Origin of the sequence: Amycolatopsis sp. NPDC059235, from assembly GCF_042754125.1 — a bacterium.
In the GTDB taxonomy this organism is placed as follows: domain Bacteria; phylum Actinomycetota; class Actinomycetes; order Mycobacteriales; family Pseudonocardiaceae; genus Amycolatopsis; species Amycolatopsis albidoflava.
This window is the reverse complement of record NZ_JBHZAG010000005.1, coordinates 181,062-200,338: the sequence shown is the minus strand read 5'-3', so window position 1 is coordinate 200,338 and position 19,277 is coordinate 181,062. Positions and strand designations below refer to the sequence as shown.

Below are 19,277 nucleotides of genomic sequence, written 5' to 3'. Positions count from 1 at the left end.
ACCCGGATGGCGGAACGTGCGGACAATCCCCGAAGTGGGGTGCGAGCGCGCGCGGAGCGGGCCGGATATCGTCGCTGACCATGCGTGCAGTCCGCCGGTTCACCGTCCGCGCCAGCCTGCCCGAGCCGCTCGCCGGGCTCGGAGCCCTCGCGACCAACCTTCGCTGGACCTGGCATCCGCCGACGCGCGACCTGTTCGCCTCGATGGACGCCGAGCTGTTCGACAAGATCCGCGACCCGCTGCGCATGCTCACCGCGCTGCCGCCGGAGCGGCTCGAGGAGCTGGCGAAGGACGAGGACTTCCTGAACCGCACCCGCGAGGCCGCGGCCGGGCTGGAGCGCTACCTCAGCGAACCGCGCTGGTATCAGCGGCGCAGCGACGACGGCCTGCCGCGGGCGGTCGCGTACTTCTCGATGGAGTTCGGGGTCACCGAGGCGCTGCCGAACTACTCCGGCGGCCTCGGCGTGCTCGCCGGCGACCACCTCAAGGCGGCCTCGGACCTCGGAGTGCCGATGGTCGGCGTCGGCCTGCTCTACCGGTCCGGCTACTTCCGCCAGGGCCTGTCGCTCGACGGCTGGCAGGTCGAGCACTACCCGGTGATCGACCCGAACGCGTTCCCGCTGGAGCTGGTCACCGAGGACGGCCGCCCGGTGCTGGTCGAGGTCGCCATGCCGGGCGGGCGCGACCTGCGCGCGCAGATGTGGCGTGCCCGGGTCGGCCGGATCCCGTTGCTGCTGCTCGACACCGACATCGAGGCCAACGACGAGGACCTCCGCTCGGTCACCGACCGGCTGTACGGCGGCGACGCCGACCACCGGATCCGGCAGGAGATCCTGGCCGGCATCGGCGGCTTCCGCGCGGTGCGGAAGTTCTGCGAGCTGACCGGGCATCCGCAGCCGAAGGTGTTCCACACCAACGAGGGCCACGCCGGATTCCTCGGGCTGGAGCGCGCCCGCGAGATCATCCAGTCCGACGGTCTCGCCTTCGACGAGGCGCTGCCCGCGGTCCGCGCCGGCACCGTCTTCACCACGCACACGCCGGTCAGCGCGGGCATCGACCGCTTCCCGGTCGACCTGGTGCAGCGCTACTTCTCCGACGGAAGGCTCGTCCCGGACGTCGACGTGCGCCGCGTGCTGCAACTCGGCGCGGAGGACAACCCCGGCCTGTTCAACATGGCGCACATGGGACTGCGTCTTGCACAACGTGCAAATGGCGTCTCCGAGCTGCACGGCCGCGTCACGCGCCGGATGTTTTCCCGGCTGTGGCCCGGTTTCGACGACGCCGAGGTGCCGATCGCGTCCATCACCAACGGCGTGCACGGGCCGACCTGGGTGGCGCGCGAGCTGAGCGCGCTGCTCGGCGGCAACCACGAGGAGTTCGGCCACGAAGGCCGCACGCCGGACAGTTCGCTGCGCGACGGCGTCAGCGACCAGCAGCTGTGGGAGCTGCGCCGGGAACTGCGGGGAAAGCTCGTCGGCGAGGTCCGGCGGCGGGTGCGGGCGGCGTGGATGCAGCGCGGTGCGTCAGCGCTGGAACTTGGCTGGACCGACCGCGTCTTCGATCCGGACGTGCTGACCGTCGGCTTCGCCCGCCGCGTCCCGACGTACAAGCGGCTCACGCTGATGCTGCGCGACCCGGACCGGCTGCGCGCGCTGCTGCTGGACGAGAAGCGGCCGATCCAGATCGTGATCGGCGGCAAATCGCATCCCGCCGACGAGAACGGCAAGCAGCTGATCCAGCAGATCGTGCGCTTCGTCGACGATCCCGCGGTGCGCCACCGCATCGTCTTCCTGCCGGACTACGACATGTCGATGGCCCGCTACCTCTACCGCGGCTGCGACGTGTGGCTGAACAACCCCGTGCGGACGCTGGAAGCGTGCGGCACGTCCGGGATGAAGTCGGCGCTCAACGGCGGCCTGAACCTGTCCATCAAGGACGGTTGGTGGGACGAGTGCTACGACGGCTCCAACGGCTGGGCCATCCCCACCGCGGACGGCGTCACCGACCCGCTCCGCCGCGACGACCTCGAAGCCGCCGCGCTGTATGACCTGCTGGGCCAGCAGATCGCGCCGCTCTACTACGACACCGGCGCGGACGGCGTCCCGACCGGCTGGCTCGCGATGGTCTGGCACACCTTGGAAACGCTGGGCCCGCGCGTGCAGGCGTCGCGGATGGTGCGCGAGTACGTCGATTCCGGCTACCTGCCCGCGTCGCGCATGGTCGCCGCCGCCACCGACAACAGCCATCAGGGCGCGCTTTCGCTGGCGGACTACCGGACCAAACTGGAAGTCGCGTGGCCGCGCGTGCGGATCTTCGACGCCGAACTCCAGTACGACCACACCGGACGGCTCGTGGTGGGCGCCGAGGTCACCATCCGCGCCCGGATCGACCTCGCCGGGCTTGAACCGTCCGAAGTGGACATTCAAGCCGTGGTGGGCCAGGTCGGCGACGGGGACGAACTCGCGGAGTCGGTGCAGGTCCCGATGACGCCGGACGGAATCGGCGCGTTCGCCGCGACCCTGCGCCTGCCGCGCGCGGGCTCGGTCGGCTACACGGTGCGGGTGCTGCCGAAACACCCGCTGCTGGCCAGCCCGGCGGAGCTGGCACGCGTCGTGCTCGCCTGACGCGAGCGCCCCAATGCCACATTGGGTGCATGCGACGCACCCAATGTGGCATTGGTTGCGTGGGACGCACCCAACGCCACATTGGGGCGCTCCCGGCTCACGGGACCGCGGGCGAACCGCCCTTCTGCACCGGCAGCCCAGCCGCCGCCCAAGCCCGGAACCCGCCCGCCAAATCCGTCGCGTTAGCCAGCCCCAGCCGCTGCAAATCCGCCGCCGCCAGGCTCGACGCGTACCCCTCGTTGCACACCACCACCGCGACGGTCTCCGCCGAAACCCCCGGCAGCCGCCATTCGCTGTCCGGGGCGAGCCGCCACTCCAGGTGGATCCGCTCGACCACCACCGACCCGGGAATCTCGCCCTCGGCGACCCGGTTGGCGTACGGCCGGATGTCGACGATCAGCGCGCCGTCGGCCTGCAGGTCAGCGGCGCGCGCTGGGTCCGCCCGGTCCAGCGCGGACCGGGCGTCGGCGAGAAAGCCGTCAAGAGTGGTCATGACCGCACAATGGCAGGCAGCGGCGGGATCTCGTTCGGCACGTCCGCGAGGCTCGTGTACTCGCGGGTCGGCACCAGCGGCGGCGAGTAGGCGTGCACGCTGGCCGCCGGTTCCTCGCCGACGCCGAGCACCTGGTGCGCGCGTCCGGCCCCGAAGCCGATGCCCTGCCCGGCGGTGTGCGTGCGGCGGCGCACCGGGCCGCCGGGGTAGCGGTACTCCTCGCCGAGTTCGCCCTGCAGCACGGTGAACGAACCCGACGCGCCGCCGTGGTCGTGCGGCTTCGTGTGCTGGCCGGGCAGCCACGACAGCAGCCACAGCTCGACGCCGTCGGTCAGGGCCAGCCGCGCCCACCAGCGCCGGTCTTCGTCGAAGCGCAGGACGTCGCGCAGGCTGGTGGTCAGTTCGGTGGTGACTGTGCGGGTGAGGTCGGCCAGTTCGCGCGGCGTCCACAGCAGCCGCGACGGGTGCAGCAGCTCGGGCAGCAGCGGATCGGTCAGCTGGGGGTGGATCTCGACTTCCGGACGGACGATGGACGTGGTCAACGGAGGCTCCTGAAAACTAGCTCGGATGGTGCCGGACGCGAGGCGACGCGGCACGCCGACGAGGATCAGCGTGCGTGCCGCGCCCGGCTACACCCGCTGGAAGCCACCAGGAGAAGGTCGATCGCACGACGGCGCCACAACACGGGGCGCGCGGACCTGACCATGCCGTGGATGCTGCCACAGCCTCGCGATCACGGCCTGTTGTCCCATCCGCTGGACATCCCGCGCAGCGGCGCTTGTGGTCCGTGAGGGGAACCCCGAGGGAATCAGAGTCCCTCAGGGTTCCCCTCACGGACGTGAAGCTGCGGTCAGCGGGGCTCGAGTTCCCGGCATTGGCTCTTACCCCGGGCGGGTGCGCGCGCGGGACCGGGCGACCGCCACAATGGGCTCGTGAGCGAGCCGATCCTGCCCAGCGATCCCGACGACCTCGTCGTGCGGATGTCCGGTGTCGGCGTCCGCCGTACCGGAAACGACCTCCTCGCGGCCCTCGACTGGGCGGTCGAGCTGGACGAGCGATGGGTGGTGCTCGGGCCCAACGGGGCGGGCAAGACCACCCTGCTGCGCCTGGCCGCCGCCGAACTGCACCCCACCTCCGGCACGGTCGACCTGCTCGGCGACCGCATTGGCAAGGTGAACATCTTCGACCTGCGCCCGCGCATCGGGTTCACCTCCGCCGCGATCGCCCAGCGCGTGCCCGGCGACGAGCGGGTCGCCGACGTCGTGGTCAGCGCCGGGTACGCGGTGATGGGCCGCTGGCGCGAGCAGTACGACCGGATGGACCTCGACCGGGCGACCGAACTGCTCGGCACGCTCGGCATCGCGCACCTGGCCGAGCGCACGTTCGGCACGCTGAGCGAGGGCGAGCGCAAACGCGTGCTGATCGCCCGGTCGCTGATGACCGACCCGGAGCTGCTGCTGCTCGACGAGCCCGCCGCCGGCCTCGACCTCGGCGGCCGCGAGGACCTCGTGGCCCGGCTGTCGGTGCTCGCGATGGATCCGGACGCGCCGGCGATGGTGCTGGTCACCCACCACGTCGAGGAGATCCCGCCGGGCTTCACCCACGCCCTGCTGCTGCGCGAGGGCCGCGCGGTGGTGTCCGGGCTGGTGGACGACGTGATCACGAGCGAGAACCTGTCCAAGACGTTCGACCAGGACCTGGTGCTGGAGCGCTCGGGCGAGCGGTTCTTCGCCCGCCGCCGGTAGGTTGTCTTTACCGGCCGGTAGCCTGCTGCCGGCCGAGTGAACGCCGTTAACAAGGAGGATTCGCGTGGGAGAGTTCGTAACCCTGGAGGTCGAGGGCGGGGTCGGCACGATCCGGCTGGACCGGCCGCCGGTCAACGCGCTGAACAACCAGGTGCAGGCCGAGCTCGCCGAGGCCGCGCGCGAGGCGTCCGACCGCGACGACGTGCGCGCGGTGATCCTCTACGGCGGCGAGAAGACCTTCGCCGGCGGCGCGGACATCAAGGAGATGTCGTCCCGCACGTACCCGGAGATCGCGAAGTTCGGCGCCGAGCTGACCGCGTCGCTGGCCCGGGTCGCGAACATCCCGAAGCCGGTCGTCTGCGCGATCACCGGCTACGCCCTCGGCGGCGGCCTCGAACTGGCGCTGACCGCGGATTGGCGCGTGGCGGGCGACAACGTGAAGGTCGGCCAGCCGGAGATCCAGCTCGGCATCATCCCCGGCGCGGGCGGCACGCAGCGGCTGACCCGGCTGATCGGCCCGAGCAAGGCCAAGGACCTCATCTTCACCGGCCGGTTCGTGAAGGCCGAGGAGGCGCTCAAGCTGGGCATCGTCGACGAGGTCGTGGCTCCGGACGACGTGTACGCGGCGGCGCACAAGTGGGCCTCGCAGTTCGCGAACGGCCCGGCGGTGGCGCTGCGCGCGGCCAAGACGGCGATCGACTCCGGCCTCGACGTCGACCTGGCCACCGGCCTGAAGATCGAGACGCAGCTGTTCACCGCGCTGTGGGCGACCGAGGACCAGAAAAACGGCATGCAGTCGTTCATCGACAACGGCCCCGGCAAAGCCAGTTTCGAGGGGAAGTGACTTCCGTGTCCGACCCGGCGCCGAACCCGCACGCCACCGAAGACGAGGTCAAGGCGGCCTACGCCGACCCGAAGCTCGCGAACGTCCTCTACCACGACTGGGAAGCCGGGACGTACGACGAGAAGTGGTCCATTTCCTACGACGAGCGCTGCATCTCCTACGCCACTGACGTGTTCAACGCGGTCGCGGGCGAGGACGGCCAGCCGTACCAGCACGCGATGGAACTGGGCAGCGGCACCGGGTTCTTCCTGCTGAACCTGATGCAGGGCGGCGTCGCGAAGAAGGGTTCGGTCACCGACCTGTCGCCGGGCATGGTGCAGGTCGCGCTGCGCAACGCCGAGGGCCTCGGTCTCGACGTCGACGGCCGGGTGGCCGACGCGGAGCGGATCCCCTACGACGACAACACGTTCGACCTCGTGGTCGGGCACGCGGTGCTGCACCACATCCCGGACGTGCGCCAGGCGTTCGGCGAGGTGCTGCGCGTGCTCAAGCCGGGCGGGCGGTTCGTGTTCGCCGGCGAGCCGACGAAGATCGGCGACCGTTACGCGCGCCGGCTCGGCCAGTTCACCTGGTACCTCACCACGAACCTCACCAAGCTGCCCGCGCTGAGCGGCTGGCGGCGTCCGCAGTCCGAATTGGACGAATCCTCGCGGGCGGCGGCGCTCGAGGCCGTGGTCGACATCCACACCTTCGACCCGTCGGAGCTGGAAGCGATGGCGCGCGGCGCCGGTGCGCAGGACGTCCGCGCGGTCACCGAGGAGTTCTCGGCGGCGCTGGCCGGATGGCCGATCCGCACCTTCGAGGCCGCGGTGCCGCAGGAGAAGCTCACCGTGCGCTGGCGGCTGTTCGCCTACCACCTGTGGCTGCGACTGTCCGCTTTGGACAAGAAGCTGCTGTCGAAGGTGCTGCCGCGCGAGCTGTTCTACAACGTGATGATCACCGGGACCAAGCGGCCGTCCTGAATTGCCCTACAGTTTCACGCTCGACGACGTCGCCTTCCTGCGCTCGGCCGCGGGACGGGCGGCGCTCGCCGAGTGCTCCACTTTGGACGCCTCGCGCATCGCGGACGTCACCACGGCTCGCCGCCTGGTCGGGGAGCACGCTTCACCGGTGCTGGAAACCGTTGCGCTGCGGCGTAAATCGGTTCTGAAGCTGGCTTCTTCCGCCGAGTGGTTGTTCACTGCTGATGCGTTGCAGCAGGCGAGTGCTGCTCCGGTGGCCCGGCATCGCGCTTCCCGGCTTGCCGGTCTCGCCGTGCACGACGTCACGTGCTCAGTGGGTGCGGACCTGGTCGAGCTGTCGCGGGTCGCTTCGGTGGCGATGGGGTCCGATGTGGACCCGGTACGGCTGGAAATGGCTCAGCACAACGCTTCCGTCGCCGGAGTATCGCCGCTCGTCGCGCGCGCCGACGCCTTGCGGCCGGTTTCCCGGGACACCGCCGTAGTCGCTGATCCGGCCCGCCGCGACTCAGCAGGCCGCCGCGTGTGGCGTCCGGCCGACTTCCTGCCGCCGCTCGACGAACTCGTGGCCGCCTATCCCGGCCGGATCCTGTCGGTGAAATGCGCGCCCGGCATGGATTTCTCCATCGCACCCTGGGCGGACGAGGTGGAACTCGTGTCGCTCGACGGTCAAGTCCGCGAGGCCTGTCTGTGGCGAGGGCTTTCGTCGGGTGTCACGCGCCGGGCGACAGTGTTGCGTTCGGACGGTACACAGTGGACTCTCACCGACGCGGAACCGGACGACATTCCCGTGCTGGCAGCGGGGGAGTGGCTGGTGGACCCAGACGGCGCAGTCGTCCGCGCCGGACTCGTGCGACATTACGCGGCGCGGCACGGGTTGTGGCAGCTGGACGAACGCATCGCCTACCTCACCGGTGACACGCCACCGCCGGGAGTGCGCGCGTTCCGCGTCCTGGAACAGTTGCCGTACCGCGAAAAAACGCTCGGTCAGGTGTTGAAGAAGTTCGACGTCGGACGGCTGGAAATTCTCGTCCGCGGCCTCGACGTAGACCCGGACGCCTTGCGTCGCAAGCTGAAACCGCGCGGTCACGAAGAGTCCGCTGTGGTGCTGACGAGGATCGGCCGGTCGCCGGTGGCGTTCGTGTGCCGGGCCGAACGCATCCCAACGGAGGGTTTTCAAGCCGGGTAACGCGGCGTAAGTTCTGCGGGTTGGCGAATAATCACTGGAGGGTCGCTGTGTCTCGTTTTCCCGCTCTCGTCAAACTGGCCGCCGCCGCGGCCGTCGGCGCCACCGTCGCGGGTGGCGCGACCGCGCTCGCCGGGTCGGATGCCGTCACCGCCGCGCACGGCCGGGAGCCGGCCAACATCGGCCAGGTGAAGAACGATGTCAAGGCGTACTACGGCGACTGGCTCGACGCGTCCGGCAAGCACCACTACTCCGAGGCCAGCCGGTTCGTCACCGACACCAAGCGCGTGGTGGCCGACGCGAAGCGGTACCTGCAGCAGAAGCTGGGCAAGGTGAAGAACCCGGCGATCGTGCTCGACGTGGACGACACGTCCGAGATCACCTACGGCTGGGAAGCCGACAACGACTTCGGCTTCGACCCGGTGAAACAGCAGAAAGCCATCGACGACGGCACTTTCGAGGCCAACAAGCCGGTGCTGGAACTGACGAAGTGGGCCGCCGAACGCGGCGTGCAGGTCTATTTCCTGACCGGCCGCAACGACAAACAAGGCCCGCAGTCGCTCAAGAACCTCGCGAACGAGGGCTACCCGACGCCGACCGGCGCGTACTTCAAGCCGAAGACCACCGCGCCGGACTACCTGCCGTGCGGGCTGAACTGCAACACCGTGCAGTACAAGTCGGGCACCCGCGCGCACATCCAGTCGACCGGAGCGCACATCGTGCTCAACCTCGGCGACCAGTTCAGCGACCTCGAGGGCGGCTACGCCGATCACCCGGTGAAGCTGCCGAACCCGATGTACTACCTGCCCTGATCTCTTGTGCCGGAGTCAGCCCGGGTCCCGCGCCGGGCCCGGGCTGCTCCGTCTTCGTCAGCCGGAATATCCGGCGAAGATCTTCGAGAATTCGTACGGCTGCTGGGAAATGTTGGTGCACCGGTACAGCGCGCCGGTGCACGCGTTCGCGTCGCGGCCGAGTTCCCAAAACGACAGCATTCCCATGTGGACACTCTGCGCGAAGCTGACCACCGCGCTGGCGTCCTTCTGGTAGAAGATCTCGTTCTGCGAATCGTTGACGCCCAGCATCGGCGTGAGGCCGACCTTCTGCCAAGCGTCCGCATCGGACAGTCCGAGCGCCGTTTTCAGTTGCCCCTGCGTGGATTGCGCCGCCTGGATCGCCTTGGCTCCCTGGTCGCCGGCACCCTGGTAATAGTCCATCGCCATGACGTTCACCAGGTCGAGAGCGACGCCCGCGTCCCGCGCCGAGGTCACGACATTCAGCCCGTCCGACGTGAGCCCGGTGGGAAGCACCGGCAGTGTCAGGGAAATCTTGATCCCGGGATTGTCGTCCTGCACCTTTTTCAGTGCTTCGGAACGCAGTTTGATCGAACCGGGGTCGGCGACCGCCGCGCCCTCGATGTCGACGTCGATGTACTTGAGGTCATAGGCTTTGATCACCGCCTCGTACTCGCCGACCAGTGAATTGACGTCACCGCACGCCTGCGCGAGCTCGACGCCGGACGCGCCGCCGAAGGAGACCTTGACGTCCCCGCCCGCCGCGCGGATCTTCGCGATTTCGTCGGACTGCCAGCCCTGCCGAGGGTCGTAGGCAGCGAACCAGCTGGCCTTGCACGCGGCTCCGGTGACGAAGCCGAGCGTGAAACTCTTGATGCCGGCCTGCTCGGACATCGACGACAACACGGGCGACGGCCACGCGCCCATGTCCACATAGGGCGCGAGCGCGATCGACGAATCGCTCGCCGCGGCCGCGGCGCCCGGCGGGACCGCGAGTCCGGCAACGGCCAGCAGCCCGCCGAGCGCGGCCGCCAGTTTCCTGGGGGAGGACAGACGCATGGGTGGAACCTCCACGGTGAGGACCGAGGGGTGGAAAACCCCTGTCCAAGAGGTATAGACCAATAATGCCGCGGAGGCCATGGGCCATTAGTATGCCGATCCGTCCCGATGAGCGGGATCAGCGGTGGGCGGCGGGCCGGAACCGCAGGTCGATCGCGAGCGCGGGATCCCCGTCGTGCACCCGATCCCACCGGACCGGCTTCCCGCCCGGATTGTCGAACAGCCGGATGCCGGACCCGAGCATCACCGGCATCAGATGCACGGTGAACTCGTCGACAATCCCCAGCTCAACGCACTGTCGCGCGATATCTTGGCTGTGCAGCTCAAGATCTTTCCCGTCCGCCGCCGCGAGCGCGATTTCGACCGCCTCCCGGACGTCGCAGCTGAGAAAGGCGACGCCGTCCTCGGCCGGCGCGTCCTCCGGATGATGGGTGAGCACGAAAACCGGCCCGCTCCACGCCCCGCCGTACGGCTGCTTGGCGACCTTTCCGGGCACCCTCGCCGCCAACGCGTCAAACCCGCGCCGCCCGCCCAGAATCGCCCCGATCCGCGCGACGGATTCCTCGTGCACCCCCGGCGTGACGTGCACGCCCGACATCCAGTCCATCGCATGCCCGTCCGCGGCGACGAACCCGTCCAGCGACATCGCGACGTGCCACAACACCTTGCCCATGCGTCCTCCTCGTTCTTTCGATACGAGGCAGACCGGCGGGCCGGCGAAAACTCATCGGTCCTCGGCTGCCAGATTCTCCGCGCAGACGCTCAGCAGTTCAGCCAGTCGCCGCCGCTCGGATTCCGGCATCCCGGCCAGCATCCGCTCCTCGACCTCGGCGACCACCCGCTCCGCCTCTTTCAGCCGGGCCTCGCCGGTCGTGGTGAGCCGCACCGGCCGCGCCCGCCCCGTCGACGCTTCCTCGGCAACCGCGACCAGCCCAGCCGTCTTCAGTCCGGCCAGCACGTCTCGCAACGACTGCCGCGTCACAAAACACCGCCGTGCCAGCTCGGCCGACGACGCCCCCGGCTTCGCTGCCAGTGCCGCCAGCACTGCGTACTGTGACATCGACAATCCGATCGGCCGCAATCGCTCGTCGGACGCCTGCCGAAACGCCTGCTGCACCCGCTTCACCAGATACCCCGGCCGTCGCGTCGTCGCGTCTTGACTCATGACAGGAACCTTACACATAAGGGTCCCTTGTCAGGAATCTGTCACGCCAGAGGCGACGGAAGAGGTGATCGGCCACGCTCCGGAATGCCAAGAGCACCTGTCCGCTGTCTTGGCCTTGGCCGAATGCGAACCGCACCTGCACACCGTGGAATCCGTGCACTACGCCTGACCGGATGGGCTGCCGCCTCGTCCGGTCCGCTCAGCACGGTGGCCCGGTCCGGCCGCCCCCTGACTGGCCGGACCGGAGCCGCCGTCACCCCTTCCGGGCCACCAGCACCGTGTCCCGCACCACCGTCTCCGCCCCGACCGCGGCCCGCTCCCGAACCTCCGCTGCCACCGAAGCCCAAGACTGGTCCAGCGTCTCCGCCACTTCCGCAGCCGTGAACATCATGTCCGGCATGTGCGGCCGCCCAGCGTGCAGGTCGGCGGGGTCGTGCCCCACCACCAGCAACGTCCCGCCGGGAGCCACCGCGTCCGCGAGCCGCGCGAACGCCACCGTCCGGGCCGCCGACGGGATGTGCAGGAAATGCGTCGTCACCAGGTCGAACTTCGACTCCGGCACCCACTCGCCCAAGTCCGCGGCGACCCACGTGATCCGCTCGCCCACGCCGAGTTTCGCCGCCTGCGCCCGCCCGCGTTCGATGGCGGTCGTGGAGAAGTCGACCGCCGTCACGCGCCAGCCCTGCTGCGCGAGCCAAATCGCGTCGCCGCCTTCGCCGCAGCCAGCGTCCAGCGCGTGGCCCGGTTCCAGCCCGGAAGCCTCGGTCACGAGCTGATCGTTCGGCCGCCCGCTCCACATCTCGTCCCGCGAGCGATACCGCTCCTCCCAGGAACCGCGGTCGAACGGCGGATGCTCGTTGGCCCGCGCGACCTCCCGCTCCATCTCGTGCGAGAACGGCGTTTCCCGCTGCCGCACGGCTTCCGCGGCCTCTTCCTCGACCAGTTCGCCGTTGATCGCCGCCCCGGCCATCAACCCCGCCGCGGCCGAAACCACGACCTGCGCGCGCATGTCCGTGACATTTCCCGCCACCCACAAGCCGGGAACGGACGTCCGGCCGGCCGCGTCCGCGGGAACCCTCGTGCCGATCACGAAACCGTTGAACTCCACCGGTTCCGGCTCGATCCCGAGCGGCGCGAGAAAGTCCGCGCGCGTCCTGGCCGGTGCCGCGACAGCCAGCGCCTCGCGCGCCACGACCTCGCCCGACTCAAGCCGTACCCCGGTCAGCTGGTCGTCCTCGGCCTCGATCGCCGCGACGACCCCGTCCACGATCCGGATCCCGCGCGCCAGCAGCGGAGCCTCGTCGAAATCCCCGTGCGTGTGCCTGAAAACGACGACGTCGTCGGTCAGCTGCCGCCACATCAACGCCTGGTGCACGGTCATCGGACCGGTCGACAGCACACCGATCGCCCGGTCGCGCACTTCCCAGCCGTGGCAGTACGGGCAGTGCAGCACGTCCCGGCCCCACCGCGCCGCCAGCCCGGCGACCTCGGGCAGCTCGTCGACGAGACCGGTCGCGACCAGCACCCGCCGCGCGCGCGTGCGCCGCCCGTCGGCCAGCGAGAGCTCGAACCCGTTGTCCCCCTTGGCAATCGACGTCACCGTCTGCGCGACCACCTCGCCGCCGTACCCGGCCAGCTCCGCGCGGCCGAGCGAGAGCAACTCGGCGGGCGGCGTGCTTTCGCGGCCAAGGTAGTTGTGCACGTGCCCGGCCGGCGCGTTGCGCGGTTCGCCGGAATCCACGACCAGCACCGACCGCCGGGACCGCGCGAGCGCCACCGCTCCGCTGAGTCCGGCCGCGCCGCCGCCGACCACCACCACGTCGTACTTCTCGTCCACTGGATCCTCCTGTAGTCCCCGTGCCCCGGACTATCCGGAGAACGCGCCGACTTGACAAAGTTCTTTGCCGAAGTGGCAAATTGAACGGCATGAGCGAAGACGACCAGGGCCTCGGCGAGGTCCTGCACGCGGTCGGCCCGAGGCTGCGCGCCCTGCGAAAGCAGCGCAACGCGACGCTGACCGGTCTCTCGGAAACGACCGGAATCTCGGTGAGCACGCTGTCGCGGCTCGAAGCAGGCCAGCGCAAACCGACCCTGGAACTGCTGCTCGCGCTGGCCCGCGCCTACCAGGTCCCGCTCGACGAACTGGTCGGCGCGCCCCCGACCGGCGACCCGCGCCTGCACCCGAAACCGTTCGTCCGGAGCGGCCGGACCTACCTGCCGCTCACCCGGCGGCCGGGCGGCCTGCGCGCCTACAAGATGATCCTCCCGCCGGAGCGCTCCGCCGAACCGCCGGACCAGCGGGTCCACGAGGGGTACGAGTGGATGTACGTCCTATCCGGACAGTTACGCCTGATGCTCGGCGAGCACGACGTCATCCTTCGGCCGGGGGAAGTCGCCGAGTTCGACACGCACGTTCCGCACTGGTTCGGCAACGCGGGCACCGAGCCCTGCGAGGTCCTGGCCCTTTTCGGCCCGCAAGGGGAGCGCTTCCACGTCCGCGCCCGACCTGCCTCTTGACGCATACCCATATCGGCATATGATTGGCGCATGGCACGGGCAGCGACCACCGCGGACGTCTTCAACGCCGTCGCCGAACCACGGCGCCGGGAGATCCTGGACGTCCTCGCCGACGGCGAGCGTCCGGTGAACGACCTCGTCCGCGTGCTGGGCCTGGGGCAGCCGCAGGTGTCGAAGCATCTGCGGGTGCTGCGCGAGGTCGGCGCGGTCGAGGTGCGAGACGAGGGCAGGCAACGCCTTTACCGGCTGAATGCCCGCGCTCTCAAGCCGATCCACGACTGGGTGCGCCGCTACGAACGGTCCTGGGAGGAACGGTTCGAATCGCTGGACGCCGTGCTGGAAGAGATGGGCTCGACCGAGGAGGACGACTATGACCGACACGACGACCGGCACGGCGAAGGTGACGCTGCCCGCTGACGACCAGATCCTGATCACCCGGGATTTCGCCGCCCCGCGGCAGCACGTCTACCGTGCCTGGACCACGCCGGACCTGGTGAAACGCTGGTGGGCGGGCAAACGAGGCAACGTGACGTCCGTGGACATCGACCTGCGAGTCGGCGGCCAGTGGCGCTATGTGCTGATCGCGAACGGCAACTTCGAGGTGGCCTTCCACGGCGAATATCGCGAGATAGTCCCCGGGGAACGCCTGGTCCACACCGAGGTCTACGAAACCCCGGAGGCCTTGGACATGGAGGCCCCCGTGGTCACCGTGACGTTCGCCGAATCGGGCGACCGCACCACGGTGACCATCCTGACCGAAACGCACACCAAGGAACTCCGCGACACCATTCTGGAATCCGGCATGGAAGGCGGAATGCAGGAGTCGATGGACGCGCTGGAGGAGGTCGCGGCTTCGCTGCCGTGAACCGGCGAGGCGGCCCGGATTCCGCTGTCCGGGCCGCCGCGATTCAGTCGTACGAGTAGAACCCTTCGCCGGTCTTGATCCCGAGCTTGCCCGCCTCGACGTACGTGCGCAGCAGGTCCCGCGGCCCGGCAGGCAGGTGCGGATTCTCGTCCGCGTAATGGGTTTCGATGTCCAGCACCACGTCCAGTCCGACCTGGTCCATCATCTGGAACGGCCCGTACGGCAGATGCCAGTTGATTTTGAACATCCCGTCCACGTCCTCGGGCCGGGCGACGCCCTCCGCGACCACGGCGAGCGATTCCCGTTTGATCGCCGCCCACACGCGGTTGAAAATGAAGCCGACGCTTTCCTTCCGCGCCTCGAACGGATGAATGCCGAATTCCGGCAACACCCCGAGCAGCGTGTCGAGCACGGTCCGGCCGGTTTCGCCGTCGGACATGAGGTCGACCGCGTTCGCCGTCGGCGGCATGTAGAAGTGGATGTTGCACAGCCGCGATTTGTCGCGCACCTTCTCGGCCATCATCCGCGACGGGTACGACGACGAGTTCGTGGCGAAGATCGTGTCGGCGGGCGCGGCCTGGTCGATTTGGCCCCACAGCGGGATTTTGATGTCCAGCCGCTCCGGCACCGCCTCGACGACGAGCCATGCGTCGCGCAGGGCGTCCTCGATCGACGCCGCGTCCTCGACCTGGCCGACCTCGCCGGTGCCGCGCTTTTCGAGCAGGACGGGCAATGTCTCCGCCACGTATTCCGCGGCCGCCGCGACCTGCTCGGCGCTCGGGTCGCTGATCCGCACGGTTCCGCCGCGCGAGGCGAACATCAGCGCGATGCGCCTGCCCAGCGTCCCGGCACCGAACACGGTGACCGGCCGGTCGCGGATCTGGTCGAATGTGTACGCGTACGGCATGGCGGGCTCACCTTTCGATCTTGAGCCAAGAAGACCACCCGTCCTCGCCCGCCGCAATTCCGCGCCCACTGGTGGGGGACCGGCTGCGTAGAATGCGGCGGTGGTCGATGTTCGCGACGTTCGCCGGCTCTGTTACGGCTTCGCTCGTCAAACCGGCGGAACTCTCGCTGAATTCCGTATCCCGGACGTCACGCCGAACTTCTGGCAAGCCGTCGTCCAGTATCCCGACCGCACGATCTCGGTCGTCGCCGCCAACGACGCGCCGGTGCTCGCGCTCGCCCGGCCCCGCTCGCTCGACTTCGCGCCGTCCCGGGAATGGGGTCCGCTGGAGTTCGTCGACGAGCCGGAACTGGCCGCCGTGCTGGCGGAAACGGACCAGTTCCGGGTGCTCACGCCAGCCGACCTCGAACGTTCCTTCAAGGCCGAGGACTGGCCGCACCTCACCCGGTCCGACATCGCGTACTGGAAACCGGCGACGGTCGGCGAAGCGCTGTTCAATTACTGGGACTGACCTCCCGGACCCCGGACAGCGGGAAGGTGCCGCCGCCGGAAATCGTGACGGAGCCGGTGAACTCGTCCCCGTCGACCGTGCCGGTCACGTCCACCTCGAAACGAACCGGGTCGGTCACCAGCGCGGTGAAGGCGATTTCCTGGCCGTCGGCCGTTCCGGACACGATGGGGACCGTGATCTTCAGCTGAGTGTCGAAAATGGAACCGGACACCGCGGCGCCGTCGGTCGCGAGGTCGAGAAGCAGGTCTTTGCTTCCGGCCGGGTGGACGAACGTGATCTTCCAGCGGCCGTCCGCGCCGGTTTTTCCGCTGGCGGGCCGGGAAACCCGCTCCGGGCGGGCGACCGGCACCGGCGGCTCGCCGAGCGCGGGTTGTCCCGGCTTCACCGGAACGCCCGCGGAATTCAGGAACCCCGCCATCATCCGGTAATAGCCGACGAGGAACAGGATCTCGATGATCTCGGCATGGTCGCGGGTCGCGGCGAGAGCCGTCCAGGTTTCGTCGGACACAAAGACATCCGCGCACAGTTCATCGACGGCCCGCAGCACCGCGTCGTCCTCGGTCGACCAGCTGGCGTCCGGGTCGGAGAGAGCCGTGATCTCCGTTTCGGTCGCGCCACCACCGAGCGCGGCGGGCGCGTGGTTGGCCCATTCGTACGGCGCGTCGCACCGGAGCGCGACGCGGAGGATCGCCAGCTCACGGATGCGCGGATGCAGTTTCCCTTGACTCAACAGGAAAGCGCCCAGTTTCCCGGATGCCTCCAGCACCTCCGGCGCGCGGGCGAGGACCTGGATCACCGTGTCCGCCCCGAGTTTCGCCAGCTTTTGCTGCTCGGGATCCATCTCGTCGAGTTCGAGCGGCGGGATGCGGGGAATCGTCGCGTGCGGCATGTCAGTTTCCTTCCGCGGGCAGGCGATCGAGGGCGGCCTGCGCTTCGTCGAGGCTGAGCTGTGGATGCGAGTGGAGGTCGATCAGCGCACGGGCGAGGAGGAGGTCGCCCGCCGGGCTGAGGATGTCGACGCCGGCCGCGCGGGAAATGTGCCGATGCAGCACGGTGATCGACAACGCCATCGCGGCGCCGATCGCGGCCCGGACCTGGGGATCGACCGTCGGCGGGTCCGGCCGTCGCCGATCAGCGGCGACGAGCCGATTCGCGCCGGCGTCGACCATCTCGTCGAACAACGGCGCGGCCCCTCCTTCGACCAGCGCCCGGACGAGGTAATCCCGGTACGGCCCGACGGCGATTCGCGCCGCCGCAACGGGATTCGCGACGGCGCCGGCGTTGGGATTGGTCAGGTCGGCCAGATCAGCCGGGACCTGGTCGTTGAGCTGACGGAGGAGCTTCGCCAAGTGCGCGTCGCACGCCTCGCGGAGCGCCTGCTTGGACCCGAAGTGGTGCCGCACCAACCCCAAAGACACCCCGGCCTCCGCCGCGATGCCCCGGATCGTGGCGCGCTCGAAGCCGTGCTCGCCGAAGTGCCGCATCGCCGCGTCCCGGATCCGGGCACGCGCGGTCAGATCGTCAGGCTCAGTCATGACGCGGCCACTATACGCATGAACAGCACGCTATACCCACGTATAGCCCTAGCGCCAGGTGCCCGAGCGCAAGAACCCCGTTGTCCCCACGCTTCTGCTGGTCAGAACTGCTTCTCGCCGCCGTCGACGTAGATGTTCGCCCCGAGGATGAAGCTGCTCTGCTCCGACGCGAGGAACAGCACGGCGTCGGCAACCTCGCGCGGCGTCCCCATCCGGCCGAGCGGAACCCGCGCCGTGAAACTCGCCCGGGCCTCGTCGACCTTGTCCGCGCCGACCGCCTTCTCGAGCACCGGCGTGTCGATGGTGCCCGGCGAAACCACATTGACCCGGATGCCGCGGCCCTTCAGCTCGTTGGCCCAGGTGCGGGCGTAGGACCGAAGCGCGGCCTTGGACGCCGAATACGTCCCGAACGACTCCAGGCCGTCATCCGCACGGACCGACGAATTCAGGATCACAGACGCGCCCTTGTTGAGCAGTGGCAACGCTTTCTGCACAGTGAAAAGCGTGCCGCGAACGTTGGTGCCGAAGACCTGGTCGAAGTGCTCCGGCGTCGTCTCCTCCAAGCTCGCGAACGACCCAGCCGCCGCGTTGGCGAACACGACGTCGAGCCCCTTGCCGCGAGCGCGAACCGCGTCGTAGAGCCGATCCAGGTCGGCCAGGTCAGCGATGTCACCCGGTACCGCGGCAGCCGCCTTGATGGTCTTCGCAGCCGCGTCCAGTGCTTCCCTGTTCCGCCCGGTAATGAAGACGAACGCCCCCTCGCCCGCGAGCCGTTCGGCAGCGGCCAGGCCGATCCCGCTGCTCCCGCCGGTGACGACCGCCGTCTTGCCCTCAAGCTGTCCCATGTGCTGACCTCCGCATAATTCAGTACCGATCGGTACTTATCGCACCGTAGCACTTCCGGACCGATCGGTACTGAAGAGGTAGACTGACGCGGTGACCACTCAGAACAAGGCGCACGTAGGCCGCCCGCGCGGCTTCGACGCCGACGAAGCACTGCGTCGCGCCATGCTGGTGTTCTGGGAACAGGGCTATGAAGGGGCCAGCCTGGCCGACCTGACCGGTGCCATGGGCATCACGAAAACCAGCATGTACGCGGCTTTCGGCAACAAGGAACAGTTGTTCCGCAAGGCTTTGGCCCTCTACGACGAAGGCCCCGCCTCCTACGGCCCACGAGCCTGGGCGGAGCCGACCGCCGCCAAGGTGGCCGCCGCGATCCTCAACGGCGCCGTCGAAGCAACAACTGACCCCGACTGTCCGCCCGGCTGCCTAGGCGTCCAGGGCTCGCTGGCAGCGGGCGAACTAGGCCTGCCCGCACGCGAATTGCTGGTCGAATGGCGCAACGCCGCACGCCTAGCCCTTGAGAAACGCTTCCAACGCGCCGCGGACGAACACGATCTGCCCCCGTCCGCCAATCCGTCCTGGCTAGCTCGCTACATCATGACGGTCGCCTTCGGCATCGCCGTCGAAGCAGCCAGCGGCGCAAGCCGGGAAGAGTTGCAAGAAGTCGCCGACACGGCCCTGCGCAACTGGCCGGACTTTCAGCGCCCGCAGTAGAGATCAACCGCGACAGTCATCCGCTCCCGGAACTCGTCACGAGTCTCCGCGTCGTACTTGATGCCGATCGCCGTGCTGATCAACGTCCCGGCCACGTCGCTGGCGGAGCGCCCCCCGATCGCCTCGACGACGAGCGCCCGGAACAGCTTCGGATATTCAGCCGGCATGGCACCGAGCAATTCAGGGTTCGAGTCGATCAGGACGCCGATCTCCGCAGCCATCGCCCCGACATAGCGCCCGGCCCAATGATCGAACGCCCCGATCAACCGCTCGCGCAGCGGTTGCCGGGAATCGGCGAGAACACTCCGCGCCGCCGCGATGCTGCCGTCGAGCGAATGCCGCACCGTGGCGCGGAACAGTTCCGGCTTGGAGGAGAAGTAGAAATACAGGCCAGGGCGCGAGATGTCCGCCGCCTTCGCCACATCGTCCATGGACGCCTTGCGATAGCCGTAGCGCGCGAAAACCTCCAACGCCGAGTCCAGCACCTGCGTACGCCGATCGCTGCCCATAGACACACTA

Annotated in this window: 22 protein-coding genes; 11 read left to right on the top strand and 11 right to left on the bottom strand. The window is 69.0% G+C overall.

The window, feature by feature from the left end; all coding sequences use genetic code 11:
- The first annotated feature begins 80 nt into the window (after positions 1 to 80).
- Positions 81 to 2,624, top strand: a complete 2,544-nt coding sequence (glgP, locus tag ACFXI3_RS05650; RefSeq protein WP_344269785.1) for an alpha-glucan family phosphorylase — start codon at positions 81 to 83, stop codon at positions 2,622 to 2,624.
- A gap of 97 nt (positions 2,625 to 2,721) precedes the next feature.
- On the opposite strand, the gene ACFXI3_RS05645 is transcribed toward glgP, so the two are convergent.
- Together ACFXI3_RS05645 and ACFXI3_RS05640 are read right to left on the bottom strand one after the other, a co-directional pair.
- Entirely contained in the window at positions 2,722 to 3,117 is a 396-nt protein-coding gene (locus ACFXI3_RS05645; protein WP_378398243.1) for a rhodanese-like domain-containing protein, read from the bottom strand.
- On the bottom strand, positions 3,114 to 3,659 hold the full coding sequence (locus tag ACFXI3_RS05640) for a cysteine dioxygenase family protein (RefSeq protein ID WP_344285394.1): 546 nt from the start codon (positions 3,657 to 3,659) through the stop codon (positions 3,114 to 3,116). Before ACFXI3_RS05640 ends, ACFXI3_RS05645 begins: the two co-directional genes overlap by 4 nt.
- Before the next feature lie 390 nt (positions 3,660 to 4,049).
- Between ACFXI3_RS05640 and ACFXI3_RS05635 the strand changes: the two genes are divergently transcribed.
- The 5 genes from ACFXI3_RS05635 to ACFXI3_RS05615 all read left to right on the top strand — a co-directional run bounded on the left by ACFXI3_RS05635 (position 4,050) and on the right by ACFXI3_RS05615 (position 8,663).
- Positions 4,050 to 4,862, top strand: coding sequence for an ABC transporter ATP-binding protein (locus ACFXI3_RS05635; protein ID WP_101435363.1), 813 nt, complete (start codon positions 4,050 to 4,052; stop codon positions 4,860 to 4,862).
- Between the two features lie 64 nt (positions 4,863 to 4,926).
- Positions 4,927 to 5,706: an enoyl-CoA hydratase-related protein gene (locus tag ACFXI3_RS05630; RefSeq protein ID WP_344285400.1), complete on the top strand. Its 780-nt coding sequence runs from the start codon at positions 4,927 to 4,929 to the stop codon at positions 5,704 to 5,706.
- The gene (locus ACFXI3_RS05625; RefSeq protein WP_378398240.1) at positions 5,703 to 6,668 is read left to right on the top strand and encodes a class I SAM-dependent methyltransferase; all 966 of its coding nucleotides are present in this window, start codon (positions 5,703 to 5,705) and stop codon (positions 6,666 to 6,668) included. The genes ACFXI3_RS05630 and ACFXI3_RS05625 overlap by 4 nt, the downstream gene beginning before the upstream one ends.
- Position 6,669: 1 nt before the next feature.
- A complete protein-coding gene (locus ACFXI3_RS05620; protein ID WP_378398239.1) occupies positions 6,670 to 7,854 on the top strand; it encodes a class I SAM-dependent methyltransferase in 1,185 nt (394 codons plus the stop codon).
- A gap of 47 nt (positions 7,855 to 7,901) precedes the next feature.
- Positions 7,902 to 8,663: an HAD family acid phosphatase gene (locus ACFXI3_RS05615; protein ID WP_378398238.1), complete on the top strand. Its 762-nt coding sequence runs from the start codon at positions 7,902 to 7,904 to the stop codon at positions 8,661 to 8,663.
- Between the two features lie 57 nt (positions 8,664 to 8,720).
- Here ACFXI3_RS05615 and ACFXI3_RS05610 read toward each other — a convergent pair whose 3' ends face one another.
- The 4 genes from ACFXI3_RS05610 to ACFXI3_RS05595 all read right to left on the bottom strand — a co-directional run bounded on the left by ACFXI3_RS05610 (position 8,721) and on the right by ACFXI3_RS05595 (position 12,703).
- Positions 8,721 to 9,701, bottom strand: a complete 981-nt coding sequence (locus ACFXI3_RS05610) for a chitinase (protein ID WP_378398237.1) — start codon at positions 9,699 to 9,701, stop codon at positions 8,721 to 8,723.
- Positions 9,702 to 9,819: 118 nt separating this feature from the next.
- Positions 9,820 to 10,374, bottom strand: coding sequence for a dihydrofolate reductase family protein (locus ACFXI3_RS05605; protein WP_378398236.1), 555 nt, complete (start codon positions 10,372 to 10,374; stop codon positions 9,820 to 9,822).
- 51 nt (positions 10,375 to 10,425) lie between these two features.
- Positions 10,426 to 10,866 carry a MarR family winged helix-turn-helix transcriptional regulator gene (locus ACFXI3_RS05600; RefSeq protein WP_378398235.1) on the bottom strand — a complete coding sequence of 147 codons (441 nt, stop codon included), beginning with the start codon at positions 10,864 to 10,866 and terminating at the stop codon, positions 10,426 to 10,428.
- 253 nt (positions 10,867 to 11,119) lie between these two features.
- On the bottom strand, positions 11,120 to 12,703 hold the full coding sequence (locus ACFXI3_RS05595) for an FAD-dependent oxidoreductase (protein ID WP_378398234.1): 1,584 nt from the start codon (positions 12,701 to 12,703) through the stop codon (positions 11,120 to 11,122).
- Positions 12,704 to 12,792: 89 nt separating this feature from the next.
- Here ACFXI3_RS05595 and ACFXI3_RS05590 point away from each other — a divergent pair, with 89 nt between their 5' ends.
- From ACFXI3_RS05590 to ACFXI3_RS05580, 3 genes are read left to right on the top strand one after another with little or no spacing between them, the layout of a single operon-like run.
- Positions 12,793 to 13,383: an XRE family transcriptional regulator gene (locus tag ACFXI3_RS05590; protein WP_344285418.1), complete on the top strand. Its 591-nt coding sequence runs from the start codon at positions 12,793 to 12,795 to the stop codon at positions 13,381 to 13,383.
- A gap of 30 nt (positions 13,384 to 13,413) precedes the next feature.
- Positions 13,414 to 13,800 (top strand): metalloregulator ArsR/SmtB family transcription factor, encoded by a 387-nt coding sequence (locus ACFXI3_RS05585; protein WP_344285421.1) that lies wholly within the window; start codon positions 13,414 to 13,416, stop codon positions 13,798 to 13,800.
- Complete coding sequence (locus tag ACFXI3_RS05580) at positions 13,754 to 14,248, top strand: SRPBCC family protein (protein WP_378398232.1); 495 nt, start codon at positions 13,754 to 13,756, stop codon at positions 14,246 to 14,248. The genes ACFXI3_RS05585 and ACFXI3_RS05580 overlap by 47 nt, the downstream gene beginning before the upstream one ends.
- Positions 14,249 to 14,291: 43 nt before the next feature.
- Here ACFXI3_RS05580 and ACFXI3_RS05575 read toward each other — a convergent pair whose 3' ends face one another.
- Positions 14,292 to 15,155, bottom strand: a complete 864-nt coding sequence (locus tag ACFXI3_RS05575; RefSeq protein WP_378398231.1) for a 3-hydroxyacyl-CoA dehydrogenase family protein — start codon at positions 15,153 to 15,155, stop codon at positions 14,292 to 14,294.
- Between the two features lie 100 nt (positions 15,156 to 15,255).
- On the opposite strand from ACFXI3_RS05575, the gene ACFXI3_RS05570 reads away from it, so the two are divergent.
- The gene (locus tag ACFXI3_RS05570; RefSeq protein WP_378398229.1) at positions 15,256 to 15,666 is read left to right on the top strand and encodes a hypothetical protein; all 411 of its coding nucleotides are present in this window, start codon (positions 15,256 to 15,258) and stop codon (positions 15,664 to 15,666) included.
- Here the strand turns inward: ACFXI3_RS05570 and ACFXI3_RS05565 are convergent.
- The 3 genes from ACFXI3_RS05565 to ACFXI3_RS05555 form a co-directional block, all read right to left on the bottom strand.
- Positions 15,650 to 16,555, bottom strand: a complete 906-nt coding sequence (locus tag ACFXI3_RS05565; protein WP_378398227.1) for a carboxymuconolactone decarboxylase family protein — start codon at positions 16,553 to 16,555, stop codon at positions 15,650 to 15,652. The two genes, ACFXI3_RS05570 and ACFXI3_RS05565, sit on opposite strands and share 17 nt — an antisense overlap.
- Before the next feature lies 1 nt (position 16,556).
- Entirely contained in the window at positions 16,557 to 17,201 is a 645-nt protein-coding gene (locus ACFXI3_RS05560; RefSeq protein ID WP_378398225.1) for a TetR/AcrR family transcriptional regulator, read from the bottom strand.
- A gap of 101 nt (positions 17,202 to 17,302) precedes the next feature.
- The gene (locus tag ACFXI3_RS05555; RefSeq protein ID WP_378398224.1) at positions 17,303 to 18,046 is read right to left on the bottom strand and encodes an SDR family oxidoreductase; all 744 of its coding nucleotides are present in this window, start codon (positions 18,044 to 18,046) and stop codon (positions 17,303 to 17,305) included.
- A gap of 91 nt (positions 18,047 to 18,137) precedes the next feature.
- Between ACFXI3_RS05555 and ACFXI3_RS05550 the strand changes: the two genes are divergently transcribed.
- A complete protein-coding gene (locus ACFXI3_RS05550) occupies positions 18,138 to 18,758 on the top strand; it encodes a TetR/AcrR family transcriptional regulator (RefSeq protein ID WP_378398223.1) in 621 nt (206 codons plus the stop codon).
- Here ACFXI3_RS05550 and ACFXI3_RS05545 read toward each other — a convergent pair.
- Complete coding sequence (locus ACFXI3_RS05545; RefSeq protein ID WP_378398221.1) at positions 18,743 to 19,267, bottom strand: TetR/AcrR family transcriptional regulator; 525 nt, start codon at positions 19,265 to 19,267, stop codon at positions 18,743 to 18,745. The two genes, ACFXI3_RS05550 and ACFXI3_RS05545, sit on opposite strands and share 16 nt — an antisense overlap.
- Positions 19,268 to 19,277 lie beyond the last annotated feature (10 nt).

Bases quoted from the DNA above. Each gene is read 5' to 3' on its own strand.
- ACFXI3_RS05585 (WP_344285421.1), top strand. From the start codon at position 13,414: ATGGCACGGGCAGCGACCACCGCGGACGTCTTCAACGCCGTCGCCGAA.
- ACFXI3_RS05600 (WP_378398235.1), bottom strand. From the start codon at position 10,866: ATGAGTCAAGACGCGACGACGCGACGGCCGGGGTATCTGGTGAAGCGG.
- ACFXI3_RS05565 (WP_378398227.1), bottom strand. From the start codon at position 16,555: ATGCCGCACGCGACGATTCCCCGCATCCCGCCGCTCGAACTCGACGAG.
- ACFXI3_RS05545 (WP_378398221.1), bottom strand. From the start codon at position 19,267: ATGGGCAGCGATCGGCGTACGCAGGTGCTGGACTCGGCGTTGGAGGTT.
- ACFXI3_RS05590 (WP_344285418.1), top strand. From the start codon at position 12,793: ATGAGCGAAGACGACCAGGGCCTCGGCGAGGTCCTGCACGCGGTCGGC.
- ACFXI3_RS05645 (WP_378398243.1), bottom strand. From the start codon at position 3,117: ATGACCACTCTTGACGGCTTTCTCGCCGACGCCCGGTCCGCGCTGGAC.
- ACFXI3_RS05555 (WP_378398224.1), bottom strand. From the start codon at position 18,046: ATGGGACAGCTTGAGGGCAAGACGGCGGTCGTCACCGGCGGGAGCAGC.
- ACFXI3_RS05580 (WP_378398232.1), top strand. From the start codon at position 13,754: ATGACCGACACGACGACCGGCACGGCGAAGGTGACGCTGCCCGCTGAC.
- ACFXI3_RS05575 (WP_378398231.1), bottom strand. From the start codon at position 15,155: ATGCCGTACGCGTACACATTCGACCAGATCCGCGACCGGCCGGTCACC.
- ACFXI3_RS05560 (WP_378398225.1), bottom strand. From the start codon at position 17,201: ATGACTGAGCCTGACGATCTGACCGCGCGTGCCCGGATCCGGGACGCG.
- glgP (WP_344269785.1), top strand. From the start codon at position 81: ATGCGTGCAGTCCGCCGGTTCACCGTCCGCGCCAGCCTGCCCGAGCCG.
- ACFXI3_RS05610 (WP_378398237.1), bottom strand. From the start codon at position 9,701: ATGCGTCTGTCCTCCCCCAGGAAACTGGCGGCCGCGCTCGGCGGGCTG.
- ACFXI3_RS05605 (WP_378398236.1), bottom strand. From the start codon at position 10,374: ATGGGCAAGGTGTTGTGGCACGTCGCGATGTCGCTGGACGGGTTCGTC.